At 41.3% G+C, this 21,124-nt stretch carries 16 protein-coding genes; 4 read left to right on the top strand and 12 right to left on the bottom strand.

From position 1 onward, the window contains the following. Nucleotides 1-55 precede the first annotated feature (55 nt). Together F1644_RS18725 and F1644_RS18720 are read right to left on the bottom strand one after the other, a co-directional pair. On the bottom strand, nt 56-2,548 hold the full coding sequence (locus tag F1644_RS18725; RefSeq protein ID WP_087421722.1) for a DUF5686 and carboxypeptidase-like regulatory domain-containing protein: 2,493 nt from the start codon (nt 2,546-2,548) through the stop codon (nt 56-58). A 103-nt stretch (nt 2,549-2,651) separates the two neighbouring features. Further along, on the bottom strand, nt 2,652-3,617 hold the full coding sequence (locus F1644_RS18720; RefSeq protein ID WP_118304883.1) for a KpsF/GutQ family sugar-phosphate isomerase: 966 nt from the start codon (nt 3,615-3,617) through the stop codon (nt 2,652-2,654). 236 nt (nt 3,618-3,853) lie between these two features. Between F1644_RS18720 and recQ the strand changes: the two genes are divergently transcribed. Then, nucleotides 3,854-6,028, top strand: coding sequence for a DNA helicase RecQ (gene recQ, locus F1644_RS18715; protein ID WP_087421904.1), 2,175 nt, complete (start codon nt 3,854-3,856; stop codon nt 6,026-6,028). Between the two features lie 27 nt (nt 6,029-6,055). Here the strand turns inward: recQ and F1644_RS18710 are convergent, their stop codons facing one another. Continuing rightward, nucleotides 6,056-6,718, bottom strand: a complete 663-nt coding sequence (locus tag F1644_RS18710) for an MgtC/SapB family protein (RefSeq protein WP_168044455.1) — start codon at nt 6,716-6,718, stop codon at nt 6,056-6,058. Nucleotides 6,719-6,836: 118 nt separating this feature from the next. Between F1644_RS18710 and nhaD the strand changes: the two genes are divergently transcribed. Beyond that, a complete protein-coding gene (nhaD, locus tag F1644_RS18705; RefSeq protein ID WP_118304881.1) occupies nt 6,837-8,126 on the top strand; it encodes a sodium:proton antiporter NhaD in 1,290 nt (429 codons plus the stop codon). A gap of 60 nt (nt 8,127-8,186) precedes the next feature. On the opposite strand, the gene F1644_RS18700 is transcribed toward nhaD, so the two are convergent. The 9 genes from F1644_RS18700 to F1644_RS18660 all read right to left on the bottom strand — a co-directional run bounded on the left by F1644_RS18700 (nt 8,187) and on the right by F1644_RS18660 (nt 18,954). Then, nucleotides 8,187-9,455 (bottom strand): adenylosuccinate synthase, encoded by a 1,269-nt coding sequence (locus F1644_RS18700; protein ID WP_118304880.1) that lies wholly within the window; start codon nt 9,453-9,455, stop codon nt 8,187-8,189. Between the two features lie 42 nt (nt 9,456-9,497). After that, nucleotides 9,498-9,950, bottom strand: a complete 453-nt coding sequence (locus F1644_RS18695) for a Fur family transcriptional regulator (RefSeq protein ID WP_087421717.1) — start codon at nt 9,948-9,950, stop codon at nt 9,498-9,500. An 84-nt stretch (nt 9,951-10,034) separates the two neighbouring features. Continuing rightward, nucleotides 10,035-12,242, bottom strand: coding sequence for a RelA/SpoT family protein (locus tag F1644_RS18690; protein ID WP_087421716.1), 2,208 nt, complete (start codon nt 12,240-12,242; stop codon nt 10,035-10,037). 110 nt (nt 12,243-12,352) lie between these two features. Further along, nucleotides 12,353-13,177: a glutamate racemase gene (gene murI / locus F1644_RS18685; RefSeq protein WP_087421715.1), complete on the bottom strand. Its 825-nt coding sequence runs from the start codon at nt 13,175-13,177 to the stop codon at nt 12,353-12,355. Between the two features lie 104 nt (nt 13,178-13,281). Next, the gene (locus F1644_RS18680) at nt 13,282-13,818 is read right to left on the bottom strand and encodes an OmpH/Skp family outer membrane protein (RefSeq protein WP_087421714.1); all 537 of its coding nucleotides are present in this window, start codon (nt 13,816-13,818) and stop codon (nt 13,282-13,284) included. A 168-nt stretch (nt 13,819-13,986) separates the two neighbouring features. Then, nucleotides 13,987-16,533 (bottom strand): BamA/OMP85 family outer membrane protein, encoded by a 2,547-nt coding sequence (locus F1644_RS18675; protein ID WP_087421713.1) that lies wholly within the window; start codon nt 16,531-16,533, stop codon nt 13,987-13,989. Nucleotides 16,534-16,538: 5 nt separating this feature from the next. Beyond that, on the bottom strand, nt 16,539-17,267 hold the full coding sequence (locus F1644_RS18670) for an isoprenyl transferase (RefSeq protein WP_118304879.1): 729 nt from the start codon (nt 17,265-17,267) through the stop codon (nt 16,539-16,541). Between the two features lie 81 nt (nt 17,268-17,348). Next, the gene (locus F1644_RS18665; RefSeq protein ID WP_118304878.1) at nt 17,349-18,254 is read right to left on the bottom strand and encodes an NAD kinase; all 906 of its coding nucleotides are present in this window, start codon (nt 18,252-18,254) and stop codon (nt 17,349-17,351) included. A 34-nt stretch (nt 18,255-18,288) separates the two neighbouring features. After that, the gene (locus F1644_RS18660) at nt 18,289-18,954 is read right to left on the bottom strand and encodes a CBS domain-containing protein (RefSeq protein WP_087421710.1); all 666 of its coding nucleotides are present in this window, start codon (nt 18,952-18,954) and stop codon (nt 18,289-18,291) included. Nucleotides 18,955-19,090: 136 nt separating this feature from the next. On the opposite strand from F1644_RS18660, the gene F1644_RS18655 reads away from it, so the two are divergent. Beyond that, nucleotides 19,091-19,345 carry a hypothetical protein gene (locus F1644_RS18655; RefSeq protein WP_087421709.1) on the top strand — a complete coding sequence of 85 codons (255 nt, stop codon included), beginning with the start codon at nt 19,091-19,093 and terminating at the stop codon, nt 19,343-19,345. A gap of 175 nt (nt 19,346-19,520) precedes the next feature. Continuing rightward, nucleotides 19,521-21,086: a DUF4301 family protein gene (locus tag F1644_RS18650; RefSeq protein ID WP_118304877.1), complete on the top strand. Its 1,566-nt coding sequence runs from the start codon at nt 19,521-19,523 to the stop codon at nt 21,084-21,086. Nucleotides 21,087-21,124: the final 38 nt, after the last annotated feature.

The raw sequence follows: 21,124 nt of genomic DNA, 5'->3' as shown, positions 1-21,124 counted from the left end.
CCGCGCTAAGATAGTCTTTTACAATTGAAAATTGAAAATTGAAAATTGAAAAATATCAGAAATTTAGATGTAACGAGAAATTGATAGCGAAATTATCCACATCCTGCCCCGAACGATCCCCGCGATGCGTTAACCGCCAGATGGCATCCACCCGGATAAAACGAAAAATATTCTCAATACCGACTCCAGCTTCTATATAAGGCTTTGACACGGAAGACATCCCCTCCGGGAACCGGAATATAGCATCCGTGTTAGGTAGACTACCGTTATTCTTATCCGACAACGTACCCCACAAGGCTTTCACCGTTGCTACCTCTCGCCATTTCAGCCGTTTCATCAACGGAATCTTGCTCAAGAAAAATCCTTTAAAATGATGCTCCCAGAACACGGCTCCCCATAGATCGGATGCGAACTCGTAGAAATTCATACAAGAGAAAGCGTAAGGATCATAAAAATAGGTGGCATTCCCCTCGTGTAACTTCAACAACGGATAAGGAACCTTGTTAAATATCTTTCCCCCGGATAACATAATATCACTGTACCCTAACGGGGCAATATTAAAATCATGTTTCACGGACAATTCCAGACGGTAATACTCGTAATCCCCGTTCAATATATCTTTCAACCCTGCTACCAAATCAATTCCTACGATCGGGAAATCCGACCCCATGGAAACTTTATCAAAGGTCTGCCGCACGACAATCTCATTTCTGGACAAACGCGTTCCTAAACGGAACTGAGTGGTATGAATCTGATCCACGACCTCCCCGTTCGGGCGGACAAAATCAACGTATTTAGTGGGGAACATCTGGCGGTATTCCAAGGCAAAAGAATTCGAAAATCCCTGCCACCACTCTTTCTCGTAATGCACGTCAAATGAATTAATCAACGTCAACTTTTCATTATTTCCCCTAGAAAAGATGGAACTTAATATATTACCCGTGGTAAAGGCATTTTCGCTCGCCCCTAACTGCAACACGTCATGTTTCCCGCTAAAAGTCAACTTAGAAGTCGGTTGATTATTAAAGATATACTCGACAGTCCCGCCTCCTTTAAACTCCCCGTCTTTCGTACTGTACGCCCCATACCCGGAAAGTCGCACGTGTTTACTGAAATCACTCGTGGTCTTCACCCCCAGTTGAAAACGACACCCCTCCAGCTTGTTAAAACTGACCAACTTATAATAAGGTCCGAAACCAATATATTTCGTGTTATAATATCCCAACAGAGCTGTTTGGATAATATCGTATATATTTTTATATAGCGGGACATTCTTAATCGAGTCCACCATATTATATATATTCTGCTCTTTTTCACTTAACTCGTAAGGACGCACCGATTGCCAGTAATTTTCATCACTTTGAAGTACATCCTTATTAATGATCACATCATTATCCAACTTCTGTATCTCGGTAGGAATATCCTCATTTACCCGCACATTAGAGTAGTCTATCTGACGATGTCCCATAAACGAGATTAACTTGGACGAATCCTTCATCTGCACGGTAAAATCGGCCAATATCTTGTCCTGTTTTAAAAACCAGGTGGAATCGTTTATCAACTCGTTCGTGTTCTCGATAGCCAAATCCCGAATCCAATTCACATTCAACCCTTTCGCCATTCTCAACCGGGCAGATTCCAACGCCCATGTCGTCGAGTCAATATTTACCTCCCCGTCAAATACCGGGGTTGACTTTCCTTTAGGGTGAAAACGGATCTTGTATATCTTTCGCCCCTCCTTCTGAACACTATCCACCAGAAAATACTTGTAATACATCAACCCGTGTTCGCTCAACGGGCTGGCGAAATTCACCTCGAATATATTAATGTAATTATCATACAAGTTGACATTCACATGTAGATGCCCCGTGAACTGGGCCAGACTGTAATCCTCCTCGATACCCGAAATCCGGCTCGCTTTCACGATCTCTCTTGACAATTTAGGAGAACGACGATAGTAATAATCCGCCGAAGCCTCGGAAATCATCACGGGTAAATAGGCCTTTCCCGTGATGGCCGAAGTGTCCATGTACTGGAAAATAAATCCGAAATTTTTCTGTAACTTCTTATTTTTAAACTCCGGTTTCATGTTCGCAATATCCAGTTCCATCTTCGTATAAGTGGTATAACTGTACGATTCCTTCTCGGCCGGGTTATTTTTTTTCTTATTCTTTGAAATATTCCGCAAGATCGCGTGAGCCGGATTCTCTCCGGGTTTTACCTTCACCTCGTCTAAATGAGTCACAATCGGTACCAGTTTAAAATCAATCGTGTTGAAAGCTCCTTTCTTGACAGCCACGGTCTGGCGTTCATAAGAGACAAAAGATGCCATAATTTCGCTGACCTCCTCCCGTGTCTCAATATCATAATTCCCATCGAAATCAGTCGTGACCCCAATCGTGGTACCCACAAACACGATACTCACCAATGGCATCGGTTCCCCCGTTTCTGCATCCACTACTTTTCCTCGAACCTTCGTTGTCTGCGCCTCTGCAACAGACACCCACGCCAATAACAACAAGACAAAACACAACTTCAAATATTTCATTACAAAAAAAATTTACGATTTCAGATTCACGATTTCAGATCAGGAACAACCATTCAAGATGAAGATAATACCTCATCATAAATCATCAACCACAAATCATACATTAAACCACTCCTTCACGCAATATGTCGTGTATGTGTACCATTCCTTTGTAATGACGATCTTTATCAACAACAACCAGTTGAGTGATACTATTCTGTTCCATCATCCGGTAGGCATTATACGCCAGTTCGTCCTCCGATATTGTCTTGGGAGATTTTGACATGACATCCTTTGCCGTCACCCCGTCCACATCATCGTATTTCTCCATCATCCGCCGCAAGTCACCATCCGTGATAATTCCTTCCAAACGTTCTTCCCCATCCACGATAGCCACCGCTCCCAAACGTCCTTTCGACATGGCCAAGATCACGGGGCGGATTCCCGCTTCTCTCGTAATGCAAGGCCGATTCGTTCCATCGTAAACATCCGACACCCGCGTGTACAAACGCTTTCCTAAACTTCCGCCTGGATGGAATCTCGCAAAATCCCTACTTGAGAAACTGCGACACTCTACCAAACACATTGCTAATGCATCTCCCAGCACTAACTGTGCCGTAGTTGAATTTGTCGGAGCTAAATTTAAAGGACAAGCCTCTTTTTCCACTTTCGCTTTCAGCACATAAAGCGAGTTCTTAGCCAGAAAAGAGTCCGTATTTGACACCATTGCCACGATATTATTATTTCCGTTATTCCGAATCAACGGGATCAAAACTTTTATTTCCGGAGTGTTTCCACTCTTAGAAACACAAATTACCACATCCTCTTCCCGAATCATTCCCAAATCACCATGAATCGCATCCGCAGCGTGCATGAACACGGCCGGAGTTCCGGTGGAATTCATCGTTGCCACGATTTTGGTCGCGATAATTGCACTTTTTCCAATACCAGTGATAATCACCCGCCCCTTATTTTCATAAATTAATCTAACGACCGCCTCAAAATCATCATCTATGTAGTTTATCAAATTTTGAATAGCTACTGTCTCATCTTGAATCACTTTGCGCGCAACCGATTTTATATCTACCATGACTATCTAATTATAAATATTCATTCAAAAGTCGTCCTTAAAGCAAAAAAAGAAAAAAACTATTGCACTTATCATTTTTTGCTATAACTTTACTAGGGACAAAAGTATCATTTTTTATGATAGCTCAAAAACGAGTGATGATAGATTTATTATAGAAGATTTTGTTTGTAGAAACAAATTAAGTTATAAATTTGCGCACCCGTGTAAAAATGGGGTGTGTGAAAATTAAAAAAACAATGGGATTGCAAATAGATTTACATGCTAAATTAAAAGAGTATTTCGGCTTTGATAACTTCAAAGGGAACCAGGAGCAGATAATAAAGAACGTCCTCGCCGGAAACAACACGTTTGTACTGATGCCAACGGGGGGAGGAAAATCTTTATGTTACCAGTTACCAGCCTTAATACTTGACGGAACAGCAATAGTGATATCACCGCTAATTGCTTTAATGAAAAACCAGGTTGATGCAATGCGCTCGTTCAGCGCATCGGAGGGAGTTGCCCACTTCATGAATTCGTCTCTTAGCAAAAGTGATATTCTAAAAGTGAAAGAAGACGTGTTGAGTGGTAAAACAAAACTATTATATGTAGCCCCAGAGTCACTGACCAAAGAAAGTAATATTGAATTCTTACGAAAAGTACGCATCTCCTTCTTCGCGGTGGACGAAGCACACTGTATTTCAGAATGGGGACACGATTTCCGTACCGAATATCGCAAGATCAGACCGATCGTGGAGCAAATCGGAAAAGCACCGATTATCGCTTTAACGGCAACCGCTACCCCGAAAGTCCAACACGATATTCAGAAAAACCTGGATATGCTGGATGCCCAAGTGTTCAAGTCTTCCTTTAACCGTTCCAACCTCTATTACGAGGTTCGTCCGAAGGTAGACCCGACAAAAGATATTATCAAATTCATTAAAAACAATGAAGGCAAATCAGGTATTATCTACTGTCTGAGCCGTAAAAAAGTAGAAGAACTCACAGAAGTTCTTTGCGTGAACGGAATCAAGGCTGCTTCCTACCACGCCGGGATGGATGCCTCGGCCCGTAGTGCCAATCAAGACAAATTCCTAATGGAAGAAGTCAATGTCATCGTGGCAACAATCGCTTTTGGTATGGGTATTGACAAACCGGACGTACGATTCGTCATCCATTATGATATTCCGAAAAGTCTTGAGGGATATTACCAGGAGACCGGAAGAGCCGGACGGGACGGAGGTGAAGGATATTGCTTGACATTTTACAGCTACAAAGACATCCAAAAACTGGAAAAGTTCATGCAGGGTAAACCGATTGCCGAACAGGAAATCGGGAAACAACTTCTCATGGAAACCGTTTCCTACGCGGAAACTTCTCTTTGCCGCAGAAAAGTACTGTTACACTACTTCGGTGAAAACTATGATGAAGAAAATTGTGGGGCCTGTGACAACTGCCTGTTCCCGAAGAAAGAATTCGAAGGAAAAGAATACTTAATCGATGCCTTAAATGCCATCCTTGAAGTAAAAGAGAAATTCAAGGTGGACCATATGGTAAATATTCTTCTCGGGGAAACCGATTCTATGATAAAATCGTATCATCATGATGAACTGGAATCTTTTGGTGTCGGTTCTGAAAAGAACGCACAGTTCTGGAATATGGTATTCAGACGCGCTTTAATTGCTAATTATATAGAAAAAGATATTGAACAATACGGGGTCATAAAATTAACTGAAAAGGGCCACGAATTTTTAAAAGAACCTAAAGACTTTATGCTGATGGAAGATCATAATTTTGAAGAATCAGAAGAGAAACTTCAGGAAAAAGGGGGAGTATCAGCACTCGACAACACCTTATTTGCCATCCTGAAAGATTTACGGAAAAAGATTGCCAAGAAGAACAATCTGCCACCGTACGTGATTTTCCAAGATCCGTCCCTAGAGGATATGTGTACCAACTACCCGATCACGTTGGAAGAACTGGCCAACATTCAGGGTGTAGGCACAGGGAAAGCTCAAAAATACGGACAGGAATTCGTAGAGGTAATCAAACAATACGTTGAAGACAACGAGATCGAAAGAGCGCAAGACTTGGTGGTTAAAACTGTTGCCAACAAATCGAAATTCAAAGTATATATCATTCAAAATATTGACCGCCAAATTGATTTGGAAGACATTGCCTCTGCAGAAGGCCTTACCTTCGAAGAACTGATCAAAGAAATGGAAGCCATCGTTTTCTCCGGGACCAAACTTAACATTGATTACTACATCAACCAAATTCTGGATGAAGAACAACAACAAGAAATCATGGACTACTTCATGGAAGCCAAAAGCGACAATATTGGAGATGCCTATGATGAATTCGAAGGCGACTACTCTGAAGAAGATCTTCGTCTGATGCGACTGAAACTACACTCCAAACATGGAAATTAAATAAAAAGCGACCTTAGGTCGCTTTTTTTATTCCATCCGATCAATCATCACATCCGGCAAATGCTGTATAAACTGGAATAGCAAAGTTTCATCTCCAGTCTTATGGGTTCGAATAACCATCGTCACCCGGTAAGTAGTCATATCTCCCAACTTGGACGACTCGGTAGAGTAAGAACTGATCGAATGCTTTTTACGCTTTATCTCATCGGTAACCTCCTTGATTACCTCTTGACTTGTTGTCGTAAATATTAACAATACATTTCTCTGGCTAATTTTTTGGAAAATATATCCTAAACCTTCCAACCCCAACAAAGTCAACAACATCGCACTGATTCCCAGCCAATATTGTCCGGCTCCAACTGCAAGTCCAATGGCAGAAGTAGCCCATATCCCAGCAGCCGTGGTCAATCCTCTCACGAATAACTTCTGGATAATAATAGTCCCCGCTCCCAAAAAACCGATACCACTCACCACTTGAGCCGCAATACGACTCGGGTCAAGACCGATCCCCGTATTCCCAAGAATATCCCAAAAACCGTATTTTGACACGATCATAAAAAGCGCACTACCTAAGGCCACCAGAAAATGAGTCCTAAATCCCGCCTCCTTCGCCCGGTATTCACGATCCAAACCTATGATGGCCCCTAAAACTCCGGCCACTAATAACCTAAAGAAAAAATCCCATGTCATCATATCCGTATCTACTTTACTCTATTCTTATCTTCACACAAAGATAAACCAATCTACGCAAAATTGCGTATGAAAGATACAATACGATTGAAAAACTTCATTAACCCAACAACAAGACATGACATTGTTACTCGTAATTCTGTTTATTAGCGGCTACATTCTGATCGCCCTCGAACATCAGACCGGAATCAGTAAAAGTGCCATAGCACTCCTTCTAGGAATACTATTATGGACTTTCATCCCACATACTGACAATGAAATTATTAACCACCTCGGAGATACCGCCGAGATTTTATTTTACCTGCTCGGGGCCATGACAATCGTGGAATGGATTGACACCCACAACGGGTTCACCTTGATCACGAACCATATCACCACACGCAATAAACGAAAATTATTGTGGATCATTGCCTTGATTACTTTTATCATGTCTTCTGTACTCGACAACTTAACCACAGCCATTGTCATGATCATGTTACTTCGCCGCCTAGTTAACGAGCAACAAGAACGATGGATATTCGGAAGTATCGTTATTATTGCCGCAAACGCAGGTGGAGCATGGACCCCGATAGGAGACGTTACCACGATTATGCTTTGGATTAATGACAACATAACCTCTCTGAATGTTATCCACCACCTGTTCCTTCCAAGCCTGATTTCATTAATTATTCCATTGGTCATCATGACTTTCCGGTTACAAGGAGAAACACAGCCTCAACAAGCAACAAACACGAACACAACCTTAGCCATCAGTCGCGGAGAACAAATGACAATCCTAAGCATCGGTATTGCCAGCCTCCTATTCGTTCCTGTTTTTAAAGAATTCACGAATCTCCCCCCATTCATGGGAATCATGCTAGCCTTAGGAGCCGTGTGGACATACACGGAAATTCTCTATAATCGAAAAAGAAACCTTTCCCCGGAAAAGATACACCGGATTCCATCCATACTTACAAAAGTTGATTACAGCACCCTCCTATTCTTCTTGGGAATCCTTATGGCTGTCGCTGCCTTACAAATAGCAGGCATACTTGACCAAATGTCCACGTTCTTAAATGACAAAATACACAACGTTTACCTAATAAACATGATCATAGGTTTTCTTTCCTCTGTGATCGATAATGTTCCACTTGTCGCTGCCGCCATGGGGATGTATCCCTTGACTCACACAAGCGGTGCCTTATCACCATACCTCATGAATTTCACGACGGATGGAACATTCTGGGAACTCCTTGCATATTGTTCGGGAATCGGTGGCAGCCTCCTAATCATTGGTTCTGCAGCCGGAGTCGTCGTTATGGGCATGGAACGCATCAATTTCATGTGGTACATGAAACACATCACCTGGATTGCAATCCTCGGTTATCTGGCCGGAATCGGTGTATATTACCTACAATCTCTTGTATAAAGAAAAAAGACCGTCCTGCCCAAACAGCAAGACGGTCTTTCTATTTTATCGAAATATTCTTTACTCCATATAGCGAATAATCGTTTGTTCTCGATCCGGTCCCACAGATACAATCTTGATCGGTACCCCGGTCTCCTCTTCCAAGAATGTCAAATAATTATTGAACTCTTCCGGAAATTCATCCTCTGAAATCATTTTTGTCATATCACATTTCCAACCCGGTAACTCGGTATAGATCGGTTTTACCCCTTCCGTAATGTCATACGGGAAATAATCTACCTCTTCTCCATTCACCTCGTAAGCAACACAAGCTGAAATCGTGTCAAAAGTATCCAGCACGTCACTCTTCATCATGATCAACTGGGTTACCCCATTAATCATGATAGCATATTTCAACGCCACCAAATCTACCCATCCACAACGACGTTTACGACCAGTTACGGCTCCAAACTCATGGCCCAACTCACAAAGTTTTTCACCCGTTTCGTTTTCCAGTTCCGTTGGGAATGGTCCGCTACCTACGCGGGTACAATATGCTTTAAAGATGCCATAAACCTCCCCGATACGATGAGGAGCAACTCCCAATCCCGTACAAGCCCCCGCACAAACCGTGTTGGAAGAAGTTACGAAAGGATAAGAACCAAAATCTATATCCAGCATGGTACCCTGAGCCCCTTCGGCCAAAATGGATTTTTCATCATCCAGCAATCGGTTAATCTCATGTTCACTATCCACCAACTCGAATTGTTTCAGATATTCGATTCCTTCCAACCACTCTTTCTCCACTACCGCTAAATCGTAAGCAAAGTTTAAACTTTTCAATATCTGTTCGTGACGAGCCTTCGCCTTCGCATATTTTATATCGAAATCATGTAGAATATCACCTACACGAACACCGTTTCTACTAATTTTATCCGTGTATGTCGGTCCAATCCCTTTTCCGGTAGTCCCCACTTTAGCATCGCCCTTGGCAGCCTCGTAAGCAGCATCAAGAAATCGATGGGTCGGCAGAATCAGATGTGCCTTCTTGGATATATGAAGTCTTTTTTTCAAATCATGACCAGACGCTGCCAATGCTTCTGCTTCCGCTTTAAACAAAGCAGGATCGATCACGACACCATTACCGATGATATTGACTTTATCTCCTTGAAAAATTCCGGATGGAATGGAACGAAGTACATATTTCTGACCTTCGAATTCAAGCGTGTGCCCTGCATTAGGCCCTCCTTGAAAACGAGCCACGACATCATAGTTCGGGGTTAACACGTCAACTACTTTTCCCTTACCTTCATCTCCCCACTGTAATCCCAACAATACATCTACTTTCATCTGATACTATATTTTTATGAAACAAACGTGCAAAATTAATATTTATTTCTTACCTGCCAACTTACAATTGCTGCAAATACCATAAATATAAAGCATATGATGATGAACGGTAAAATCATACTTTTCTTCCACGTGTTCGACGATTTCTTCCAACCGTGAATCAGCGAATTCCTCCACTTTCCCGCACACCTTGCATACAATATGTTCATGTTTCCGGTTATTGTATGCTCGTTCGAATTGAGCTATATTATTCCCGAACTGATGTTTGATCACCAGCTTACATTCCAACAACAAATCTATCGTATTGTACAATGTTGCACGACTAACCCTGTAATTTTTATTCTTCATAAATACGTACAAGGATTCTATATCAAAGTGCCCGGAATGAGAATAAATCTCATCTAAAATAGCGTATCTCTCTGGCGTCTTGCGATGCCCTTTCTGCTGCAGGTAAGTGGTAAAAATCTCTTTTACCGTCTCCTTTATTTTTTCCATTGAGTCCAAAGCTAATTCTATTTACAACATCGCTAAGTTACAATAATTATCCGAAGTTCTATCTTTATTTAGACAAAATTTAATTTAGACATCTAAATTCTCTACCCGAGAAACGTTCTCCACTCCCTTCAGAGATGCAATCTTCATCATTAAATTATTCAAGTCGGCCGTGTTATGCACGTACAAATGGATCATCCCCTCGAAAATCCCATCCTTGGTTTCAAAATGCACCGTCCTCATGTTCACGTTACTCTCTTTTGATATAATCATCGTAATATCACTCACGATTCCGATGCTATCAATACCGTTTAATTTGATCACGGCAAGGAAAGACATGATCTTGTGACTGACCCATTTCACGGGAACAATTTTGTCCCCGTAACTGGACATCAATCGGATTGCCTCCGGGCATTTCCGTTTATGCACAGTAATCTTATCCCCATCAATCTTCATGCCAACAACATCGTCACCCGGGATAGGGTTACAGCACGGAGCAATGATAAAATCAGAAGCATCATCGATAATATCATTAATTACTTTCCCCTTCTCTTCTTCTTTCTCTTTATCCGGCACGGGCTTATCCTTGTCGCTCTTGAAGAACTGGAGTTTCCAATACTTGACAAATTTATTTTCTGACTTCTTCTTTAAGGCTTTACGCACCTCCTCTATGTCCAAATGTCCTTTAGCAAGACTCACGTATAGATCATCTTTATGCTGCAACTTCAAATGTAATAAAGCCTTATTCAGATTTTCCGCCCCGAAAGGCAATTTCATATCTTCCAGCAATTTTTCAAACATGGTAGTTCCGATACGGATTTGCTCTTTTTTCTCTCTCCGGAAAACCATAAGTATATTATTCCGAGCCTTAGCAGTAACGATAAAATCAAGCCAATCACTCTGTGGCTTCTGTTTATCGCTGGTCAGCACCTCAACCTGGTCGCCACTCTGTAACCGATGACTCATCGGGACCAGTTTGTGATTCACCTTACCGCCTATACATGAATTCCCGATCTCCGTGTGAATATCATAAGCAAAGTCCAAAACAGAAGCTCCTTTCGGAAGTGTTCTCATCTCCCCCTTCGGGGTAAACACCCGGATCTCCTTGGCAAAAAGATTAAGTTTAAATTCATCTAAAAATTCCAACGCATCAGTTCCCGGCTGCTCCAACATCTCCTTGATACCCGCCAACCACTTGTCCACCTCGTTACTCGCTTCGGCATTATCCCCCTTGTATTTCCAGTGTGCAGCCAATCCCTTCTCGGCAATCTCATCCATCCGACGGGAACGAATCTGCACCTCTATCCACTTTCCCCCGGGCCCCATAACGGTAAGATGTAAGGCCTCGTACCCATTAGCCTTCGGAACACTCACCCAATCCCGGATTCTCTCCGGTTTTGGACTATACATATCAGTAATCAACGAGTAAATATTCCAACATTGCCATTTCTCCGGTTGATTATCCTTCGGATCGAACACGATCCTCACGGCAAGCAAATCATATATCTCTTCAAAAGAAATGTGCCTACGCTGCATCTTGGACCACACAGAATAGACACTTTTCGTTCGTGCTGTTATATCATAATGATACCCACTCTCTGTTAAACGCTCCCGAATCGGAGCAATAAATTGCTGATACAAACCGGTATGTTCATCCCGGTAATCATGAATTCGTTTCTCCAGTTCCTGGTATTCAACCGGATTCTCGTACTTCAGACTCAAATCCTCTAACTCCGTCTTGATCGCATGCAATCCCATACGATGCGCCAAGGGGGCATATATATAGAGTGTTTCACTCGCTATCTTCACTTGTTTATGTTCCGGCATGGAATCAAGCGTTCGCATATTATGCAAACGGTCAGCAATCTTGATCAGAATTACCCTCACATCATCTGCTAACGTCAGAATCATCTTACGAAAACTCTCGGCCTGCTTGGTCGTATTAGACCCCATAACCTCGCTAATTTTCGTCAACCCGTCAACGAGTGAAGCTATTTTAGGGCCAAAAAGATTGGCAATATCCTCCACCGTGTAATCGGTATCTTCCACCACATCATGCAGGAGTGCAGCTACAGCCGATTTCGTACCCAATCCGATCTCCTTTACCGCAATCTTCGCCACGGCCAAGGGATGCAATATATAAGGTTCCCCTGACTTACGTCTAACTCCTTGATGAGCTTCCCGGGCAAATTCAAATGCCCTGCGAATCATTTTCACACTCTCCTCAGTCGTCCCCTTTCGCAAAGATTTTATCAAATCATCGAAAGCCGTTTCAATCATTTCCTGCTCGTCCATAACCTAAAACAATTTTAAATTTTAGATTTTAAATTTTAGATAGAAGAAGACAGCGATTCCATTCATTCTAAATTCTAAACTTTAAATTCTAAATTATTGAATCTCTATTTTTACAGTTCTACATGCCGGGATGTCACTTCCGCCTGCATAAATAGCGCTGCCATCTTATCAAACATTCCACCTTTCTCCGTGGTCAAGAATTCAATCTGCCCCCCCCGGGAAAGTTCTCGTTCCATCTCCGGGTGCCGACACAAATAGTCTTTCAAACTTCGTGCTACAATTTCACCCTGCTGGATGACGGTTATCCCTTCCGGAATAAAGCGGTCAATAACACTTCTCAACAACGGATAATGCGTACAAGCCAACACGAGAGTGTCAATTTGCGAATCAGCTTGCAGAATTGTATCTATATACTTCTGTACAAAGAAAGCCGCCCCCGGAGAATTCATCTCGTTATTCTCCACGATCGGAACCCACATGGGACAAGCCTGCTGCGTGACCAGAAATCCCTTCTCCGAATGAATTTTGGCAATCTCCAACAAATACGACTCAGACGCCACGGTCCCCGAAGTTGCCAAGATACCGATATGCCCATTCCCGGTAAAATCCGCCACAGCCTCGACGCTGGGACGAATAACCCCTAACACTCTTCGTTGAGGATCTATCTGGGGCAAATCGACTTGCTGTATCGTCCGTAGTGCTTTCGCCGAGGCCGTGTTACAGGCCAGAATAACCAGCTTACACCCCATCCCGAACAACTTTAAAACCGCCTCTCGCGTGTACTTGTAAACAACATCAAAAGAACGAGTTCCATAAGGTGTACGGGCATTATCTCCCAAGTAAATATAATCATACTCAGGCATCTCTTTTACAATATCTTTCAATATCGTCAATCCCCCATATCCGGAATCAAACACCCCAATCGGACAAGACATATGTCTATTATATTAAATTTATAGCTGCTAATATACCTTTTATTCCCAAAGAATGCAAAAAAAAAGCCGCCCAAAGGGCGACTTTATTTCATTATATATATAAATTATTGAATACCTAATTTTTTCTTTACCAGCGGTAACACATCCTCACTATTATCAGCCATGTACAATAATGCACCTTGACCAAAATTAGGAGTTGCAGCAAAAATATAAGTGAAACCACCTTCTTTACCTACGGCTTGAACTGCATTTTGAATTTTAGTAATAATCGGCGCTAATAAATCTTCCTGAGTCTTAGCCATTTGTTCTTGAGCTAATTGTTGAAAGTTTTGAATTCTCTCTGCCAATCCTTGAATTTCTTGTTCTTTAGCTGTACGGCTTAATTCAGTCAGTGTTTTAGCATTGGCCTGATATTCTTGCATCAATTTTTGATAATTCTCGTGCATTGCAGTCAATTCTTTTCTAATCTCTTGCTCCTTAGCTGCTAAATCATCCTGTGCCTTTTTAAACTCCGGCATACTTGTCATCACCTTTTGAACATCAAGATGACCTAACTTAATTGGTTTTGCAGTTTGAGCAGAAGTAGCAAAAGCAGCAAACATAAATGCTACTAAAGCAAATAATTTCAACGTATTCTTCATAATGTTTGTCTTTAAAATGATCTACAAAAGTAATAAAATAAAATTCCTTTTCCTAGCCTACATACATAATGTATGCAAAGAAGCTCAAAATTATTTAGAGATTCAGTGATTTACGATTATGCGATTGTATTAAATCACGAAACCCGCAATCACTAAATCACTCCATTTCTAAAATTCTTGTCCTAACACAAAGTGGAATTGTGAACCACCAGCACCACTACGTCCCGGCACATCGTCAAATCCATACCCCCAGTCAATACCGAGCAAACCAAACATCGGGAGGAATACACGCAAACCGACGCCGGCAGAACGGTACAAATTGAAGGGTTCAAAATCTTTCAACTCGTACCAAGAGTTACCTGCTTCCAAGAATCCTAAAGCATAAATCGTTGCTGATTGTGCCAAAGAAATCGGGTAACGCAACTCCATCGTGAACTTGGAATACAAGCTTGCATCTGAAGATTTCGGGGCAATAAAAGATGAACCGGCATTAGTCAATGATCCGTTTTCATAACCGCGCAATCCCACGTATTCTCTACCATACAGGCTATATCCTGACATTCCGTCACCACCCATCTCGAATCCCTCGAACGGAGATTTTTTGTTCTTATCATAGTAACCCAAGTACCCGTACTGTGCCGAAGCATACAACACTAACGGACGTTTCTCACTACGAGTCAACGGCATGAAAATCTTTCCGCTGAATTTCCACTTATGATATTCGATCCATCTATACTTCACTTGATCCTTCTCTGCCTCGAAATGACGGTTTGAGAACAAGGAATACGGCGGGGTCAATGTCAATGAGAATGTGAATTCACTACCCATTCTTGTAAACAGCGGGTTGTCAATAGAACTTCTCTTGATAACCGTTGCGATAGACAAGTTATTAGAGTTACCATCACTGAAGATATAATACGGCCAATTCTTCAACTGATAACGCTGGAACGAAATCTCATTATACATCGTAAACCAGTTATCCGGCCAGTTAATTCGTCGTCCTAATCCCACGCTAAGACCGTAAGTCAACATTAACTGACGAGAGTCGTACATCTGAGAAGTATTACTCATATAATAAGAGTTCCGGTAACTACTGGAATATCCCGTTTGCCGAGAGAAATACAATGATACACTCAATGAATTCGGCTTTCTTCCACCTAACCAAGGTTCACGGAAAGACAAACTGAAAGAAGTATAGTATTTACCATTCGTCTGAGCCTTCAAACTAAACGTCTGACCATCTCCCTGCGGCAGAGGCCGGTAAGAATCCCAATTAAATATATTACGAATAGAGAAGTTCGTGAAGGTCAATCCCACAGAACCAATGATCATACCGGCTCCCCAACCTCCGGAAAGTTCGATTTTATCATTCGCTTTTTCAACTAAACCAAATACGACATCAGCCGTTCCTGCCTCTGCATTCACATTTGCCAAATCGGGTTTAATCTGCTCCGGGTCAAAATGTCCCATATTCGCCAACTCTCTGGCACTTCGTATAATATCCTCACGACTGAACAATTCTCCCGGGTAAACATATAGTTCCCGACGAATTACATGCTCGTGCGTTCGATTATTTCCTTTGATGATTACTTTGTTAATCGTCGCTTGAGGACCTTCAACCACCCGGACTTCCAAGTTAATGGAGTCCTCTCCGGATATAGTCTCCACCGGAACCAACCGGGAGAACAGGTAACCATTATTCTGATATAGATTAGAAACAGCATCATCATCAGATGTCATTCGTTCCTCAAGATATTTACTGTTATAAACATCACCTTTCTTGATATTCAACACATCACTCAAAACATCTGAACCATAAATGGTGTTACCCACCCATGTAATATTATTGAAATAGTATTTGTTTCCTTCTTGTACATCAATATAAATTTTTACCCGCTTAGGTGAAATCTGTACCACGCTATCCGAAAGGATCACAGCATCCCGGAAACCTTTCTCGTTATACTTATCAACAAGAAGGAATTTATCTTCATCGTAATTTTTTTCTATATAATTAGCCGACTTGAAGAAATTACGAAGAGATTTCTCTTTCGTCTTCTTCATGGCACCTTTCAGACGACCATCTTTCATTAACTTATTTCCGGTAATGATAATCTCGTCAATCTTGATCTTATTATGTTTCTCCACGATAGCATCCAAGATCACGAAATTACTATGGTCCGGATCATCACGTTGAATAATCCTGATATTCGTGTTATAATATCCCTTTTCTTTCAGATACTTCTCGATCTGCATCTTTAGATTTGACTTCATCAAATCTGTCACCTGGGCACCCGGTAACAAATTCATCTTTTCTTTGATTTTATTCTCCTCTGCTTTTTTCAGCCCGACATAATTAATCTTGGAAAGTTTATGACGCTCCTTTATATATAAAGCCAAATAAACTTTATCCCCTTCGATCTTATCTATGGCAATAGATACATCTGAAAAGATTCCATGCCCATACAATCTCTTAATTGCACGAGTGATTGTTTCTCCGGGAATCTGTACCGCCATCCCGATTGACAATCCAGCCATCTGTGCCAAATAATCCTCATCATAATTCTCCCCTCCCCCAACAGCTCGCACTCCAGCTAGTTCGTAAGTTTTAGGCGAAGAATAAAAAATATCATATTGTTGTGTCGTATCTGCGACTTGGGCCTTTGCCCCATAAACACACAGTATAAAGATTAATAAAAGCGTTATTTTTCCTGTCATCTGAGTCACTTTTTTAGTTGCTCTCCGGTTAACCCGAATCGTCTTTCTCTTTTTTGAAAATTACGAATGGCCAAATATAAGTCTTCTTTTTCAAAATCGGGCCAAAATTTATCAAGAAAATATAGTTCAGTATACGCTAATTGCCATAAAAGGAAATTACTAAGCCTACATTCACCACTTGTTCGGATCAATAAATCGGGATCAGGGATTCCCGACGTCGTCAGGTAAGTGGAAAAATCTGCGTCTGTAAATGCCTCAACATCTTCTATTTTGCCATCCCGCACATCTTGAACTATCCGCTTGGCCGCTGTCAAAATCTCCCATCTTGCCCCATAACTTAATGCCAACACTAGAGTTAACCCGGTATTAGATGCCGTTCTCGTTATTAATCCCTGTAACTTGTTATATACCTCTTCCGGCAAATCCGACAAATTCCCGATAGCCTTCACCCGGACTTGTTTTCTCATCAAATTATCAGTTTCAGCCAAAATAGCATCCACCATCAAACCCATCAACACATCTATCTCTTTCTTCGGACGATTCCAGTTCTCTATCGAAAAAGCATATAAAGTCAAATACTTCACCTCAATCTCCCCAGCAGCCTCCATTGCTGTTCTTACCGCATCTACTCCTTTTTTATGACCTTCCCATCTCTCCAAACCGTGACTTTTGGCCCACCTTCCGTTTCCATCCATAATAATTGCCACGTGTTCCGGTATATTCTCTTTATCCATAATTAATTGAAAATTGAAAATTGAAAATTGAAAATTACTTTTCACTCTCCAATAAAATTAACCCTATTATTTAAAATTGTTTCAACTTTTATCTTTCTTGTTTCTCTTGTCCTCGCCCCAATTCAATTTATTCCGTAACGTGTCGTAATAACTATGATCAGGCATTTTCACAACATTCATTTTAAAATCGCCCGAAGATATAAATAATTCGTGATTATCCGACATTCTTTGCATACGAGAATCAGCACTCAACATGAAGTCTCCTGAACGACTCTCAACTTTTAAACGGATTTGCACATTACCAGGCAAAATCAAGGGACGCATATTCAAATTATGCGGGCTTACCGGAGTTATGATCAAGTTATCGCAACCCAAAGCCACGATCGGCCCCCCGCAACTTAACGAGTAGGCAGTAGACCCGGTAGGCGTGGCCACGATCACGCCATCAGCCCAGTATGTGGTGAGATATTCTTCCTCGATATAAGCATGAACCTTCAACAAAGAGGAACGTTCTGTCTTCAATACACTTATCTCATTCAATGCATAATTAAATTCAGCAAAAGGATTATCTTTCATCTCGAATTTCACCAACGCACGCTGTTCCACGTCAAAGTCTCCGGCACATAACCAATGAATAGCCTGAGGAATCTCTTCTTGAGCTATATTAGCCAAAAAACCCAACCGCCCGCTATTGATGCCCAACACAGGAACACCATGATTTTTCACTCGCATCGCAGAATCAAGAAATGTCCCGTCTCCTCCCACGCTGAACAAAACATCCGTATCCCGATCAACATCCTCCTCATAAAACGCTTGAAACACATCAGAAATACCACATTTTTCCCTCAAAAAATCATAGAAAGGTTTATAACAAGTCAAACAAACCCCTCGCTCATTCAGATCACGCAACATTTGTTTGAAATAAGGATAAAACTCTTCATGAATCACCCGTCCGTAAATCGCAACTTTACTTATTTTTGAACACATCTATTTATTTTAGATTCAATTAATTTAAAACTTCCTACATTTCCATAAACTTCAACAACTGCCCGTAACGATCTTTCATCTCTTCATTCATCTCTTCACCGGAAACAAAAGTATTTTTGATCACATAACGATAACGAATAAAAGTATCCAGAATCGGTTCTATCCGGGCCGTATTCACTTTAAGAGTAATCGCCACTTTATTAGAATCCGGCATACACGTAACATAGCAACTCAACACCTTCGCCTCGTTATACTCCACGATTTGGGCGACCTCGGCCAAAGAATAATCAATTTTATTTACTTCCAACACGATAATTCCGCCAGGATCGTCTATACACAAAAGTTTATCAATATTATGCAAGATGTCTGTTAACAAAATAGCTCCCTGATATACCTCTTTTCGGTTCAAAACCGGTACCACCGACAAAAGCCGTGAAGAGGCAACCCCGATAACATCATACATATGTACATCTTCGTAAACGAAAGTCATTTCCCTGGGTATATCCAACTTACCGATCGGATCATGAATACTCCCGTGCGCATACATGATTTCATCAGATAACAACCCCACGTACGTTTCTCCATCCAAGACAGGCAAATGAGACACCCGAAACAAGTCCATCCACCCCAATGCCTGGGCACAAGTATCATCCTTCTTCAATACCGGTACAACATTTGATAGTAAACTTGATGCGATCATATTTATTTCATTTCTCGCCCTAAAGATACATTATTTTCCCCAGTAAATTCCACCCTTAAAATAATTTTCAATTTTCAATATCACCGTTTTCAATTATTTCTATATTTGCCACGTAAATTTAAAAACAGTGAACATCATGTTACCAAAATTTCTTATTGCAGACAATTCCCAGGAAGCACCAGATCTAGTATATGTTGTGCACACGGAAAAGCCTCAATGTATTATTCAATGTGACATGGATGGCTTTTACAGCAACCAGAAAATTTACTGGATTGACGAAGAGCCTCTCTGCACAGACGACATTGAATCTCTCATGGAAGAAGCGGAAGAATTTTTCGAAACCGAATTAGAGAATCAAGAAGAATTATATGACGAAGAAGAAGACAATTAATTGTCTTCTTTCTCGTATAAATAACAAGCTAACAAGTTACAAGTTCACGATAAACACCCATAACCCTCAGAGTCAGAGACTCACCCGGCAGCCTGCAACGCAAAAGACAAATTTTGCTTTCTGCACAATAATTCGTAACTTGCAAAACTATTTACGTACTTACAAACCTGAAATTATGTACACGAAAAGTGATCTCAAACAATTTAAACGCAGGGGAATAAAACCCGAGCAAATTGAAAACCAGCTTGAAAATTTCAAGCAGGGGTTTGATTTTGTACAGATTCGGGATGCGGCAACAATAAACAACGGAATCTACGGTTTGAATGACGAACAAGCCGATGAATTCATCCGCATCTTCGAGGAAAGAATGAATTCGTTGAAAATCGTGAAAATGGTTCCGGCCTCCGGTTCCGCATCACGCATGTTCAAAACGCTAAATACGTTTTTCAACACGTACACGGGTAGCGATGAAGACTATTTGAAATTCCGGCAAGACAAGGAACCCGGAAGTATATTCTCGTTCTTCGAGAAATTGAAAGAATTTCCATTCTACCCACACCTAAAAGAGGCTCTTTACAAAGATCGCCTTGATTTAGACAAATTACTCTGGAAGAATCAACTCATTGAAATTCTAGAATACATCCTTACCCCCAAGGGGCTTAATTACAATGCCACACCCAAGGGATTAATTGATTTCCATATTTACAGGGACCATATCCGCACGGCTGTAGAAGAACACTTGGTAGAAGCGGCACTCTACGCCAACGACGGTAAGGAAGCTCATATTCATTTCACGGTATCAGAAGAACATATAGGCAAATTCAAAGCCCTCATGAAATCTGTTCTCAAAAAATACCAGAAAGAATTCAACTTGAAATACGACATTACGTATTCTGTCCAGTCGCCAGCAACAGATACTGTGAGTCTTGATACGGAAGGTAATCTCGTGAGAGACAACGAGGGAAACATCGTGTTCCGCCCCGGTGGTCATGGTGCATTGATTCACAACCTCAATGACCTGAAAGAAGACCTAATCTTCATCAAAAACATTGACAACGTGGCACCCGATCGTAGCAAGGCAGACACAGTAAAATACAAGAAAATCCTTGCCGGAGTTTTGTTAAAAACACAGAACCAGATTTTCAATTACATGAAAATCTTAAGCAAGAAAAACAGTATTACAGACGAAAATTTGAATGAAATCGAGCAATATATCTACGACCACCTCGGTTATAAACCCAAAGAGGGATTAGTTCATACTGACCGTAAGGAAAGAGTCGCTTATTTAAAACAATTACTTGATCGACCATTGCGTGTATGCGGAATGGTGAAAAATGAAGGAGAACCGGGTGGAGGACCGTTCTGGGTTGAAGACCACGAACATGCAACACGCTTGATGATCGTGGAGAGCGCTCAAGTCAACCTGAAAGATCGAAATCAGAAAAAAATATTCACCCAATCAACCCACTTTAATCCCGTGGACATCGTATGTAGTACCTATAACTATAAAGGTAAGAAATATGACTTGACCAAATACATCGATAACACACAGGGATTCATCACCAGCAAATCACTAGGCGGGAAAGATATTAAAGTTCAAGAACTACCCGGATTGTGGAATGGTGCCATGGCCAACTGGAACACGATATTCGTGGAAGTTCCGCTATCCACCTTCACCCCGGTAAAAACTGTCTTTGACTTGTTGCGTTTTGAACACCGTAACGTGTTTAAAGTAGAATAAATGAATTTAGATTTACGATTTATGATTTCAGGTGATTC

Origin of the sequence: Butyricimonas paravirosa (genome assembly GCF_032878955.1) — a bacterium.
Lineage (GTDB): Bacteria > Bacteroidota > Bacteroidia > Bacteroidales > Marinifilaceae > Butyricimonas > Butyricimonas paravirosa.
This window is presented reverse-complemented; position numbering and strand designations above follow the sequence as displayed.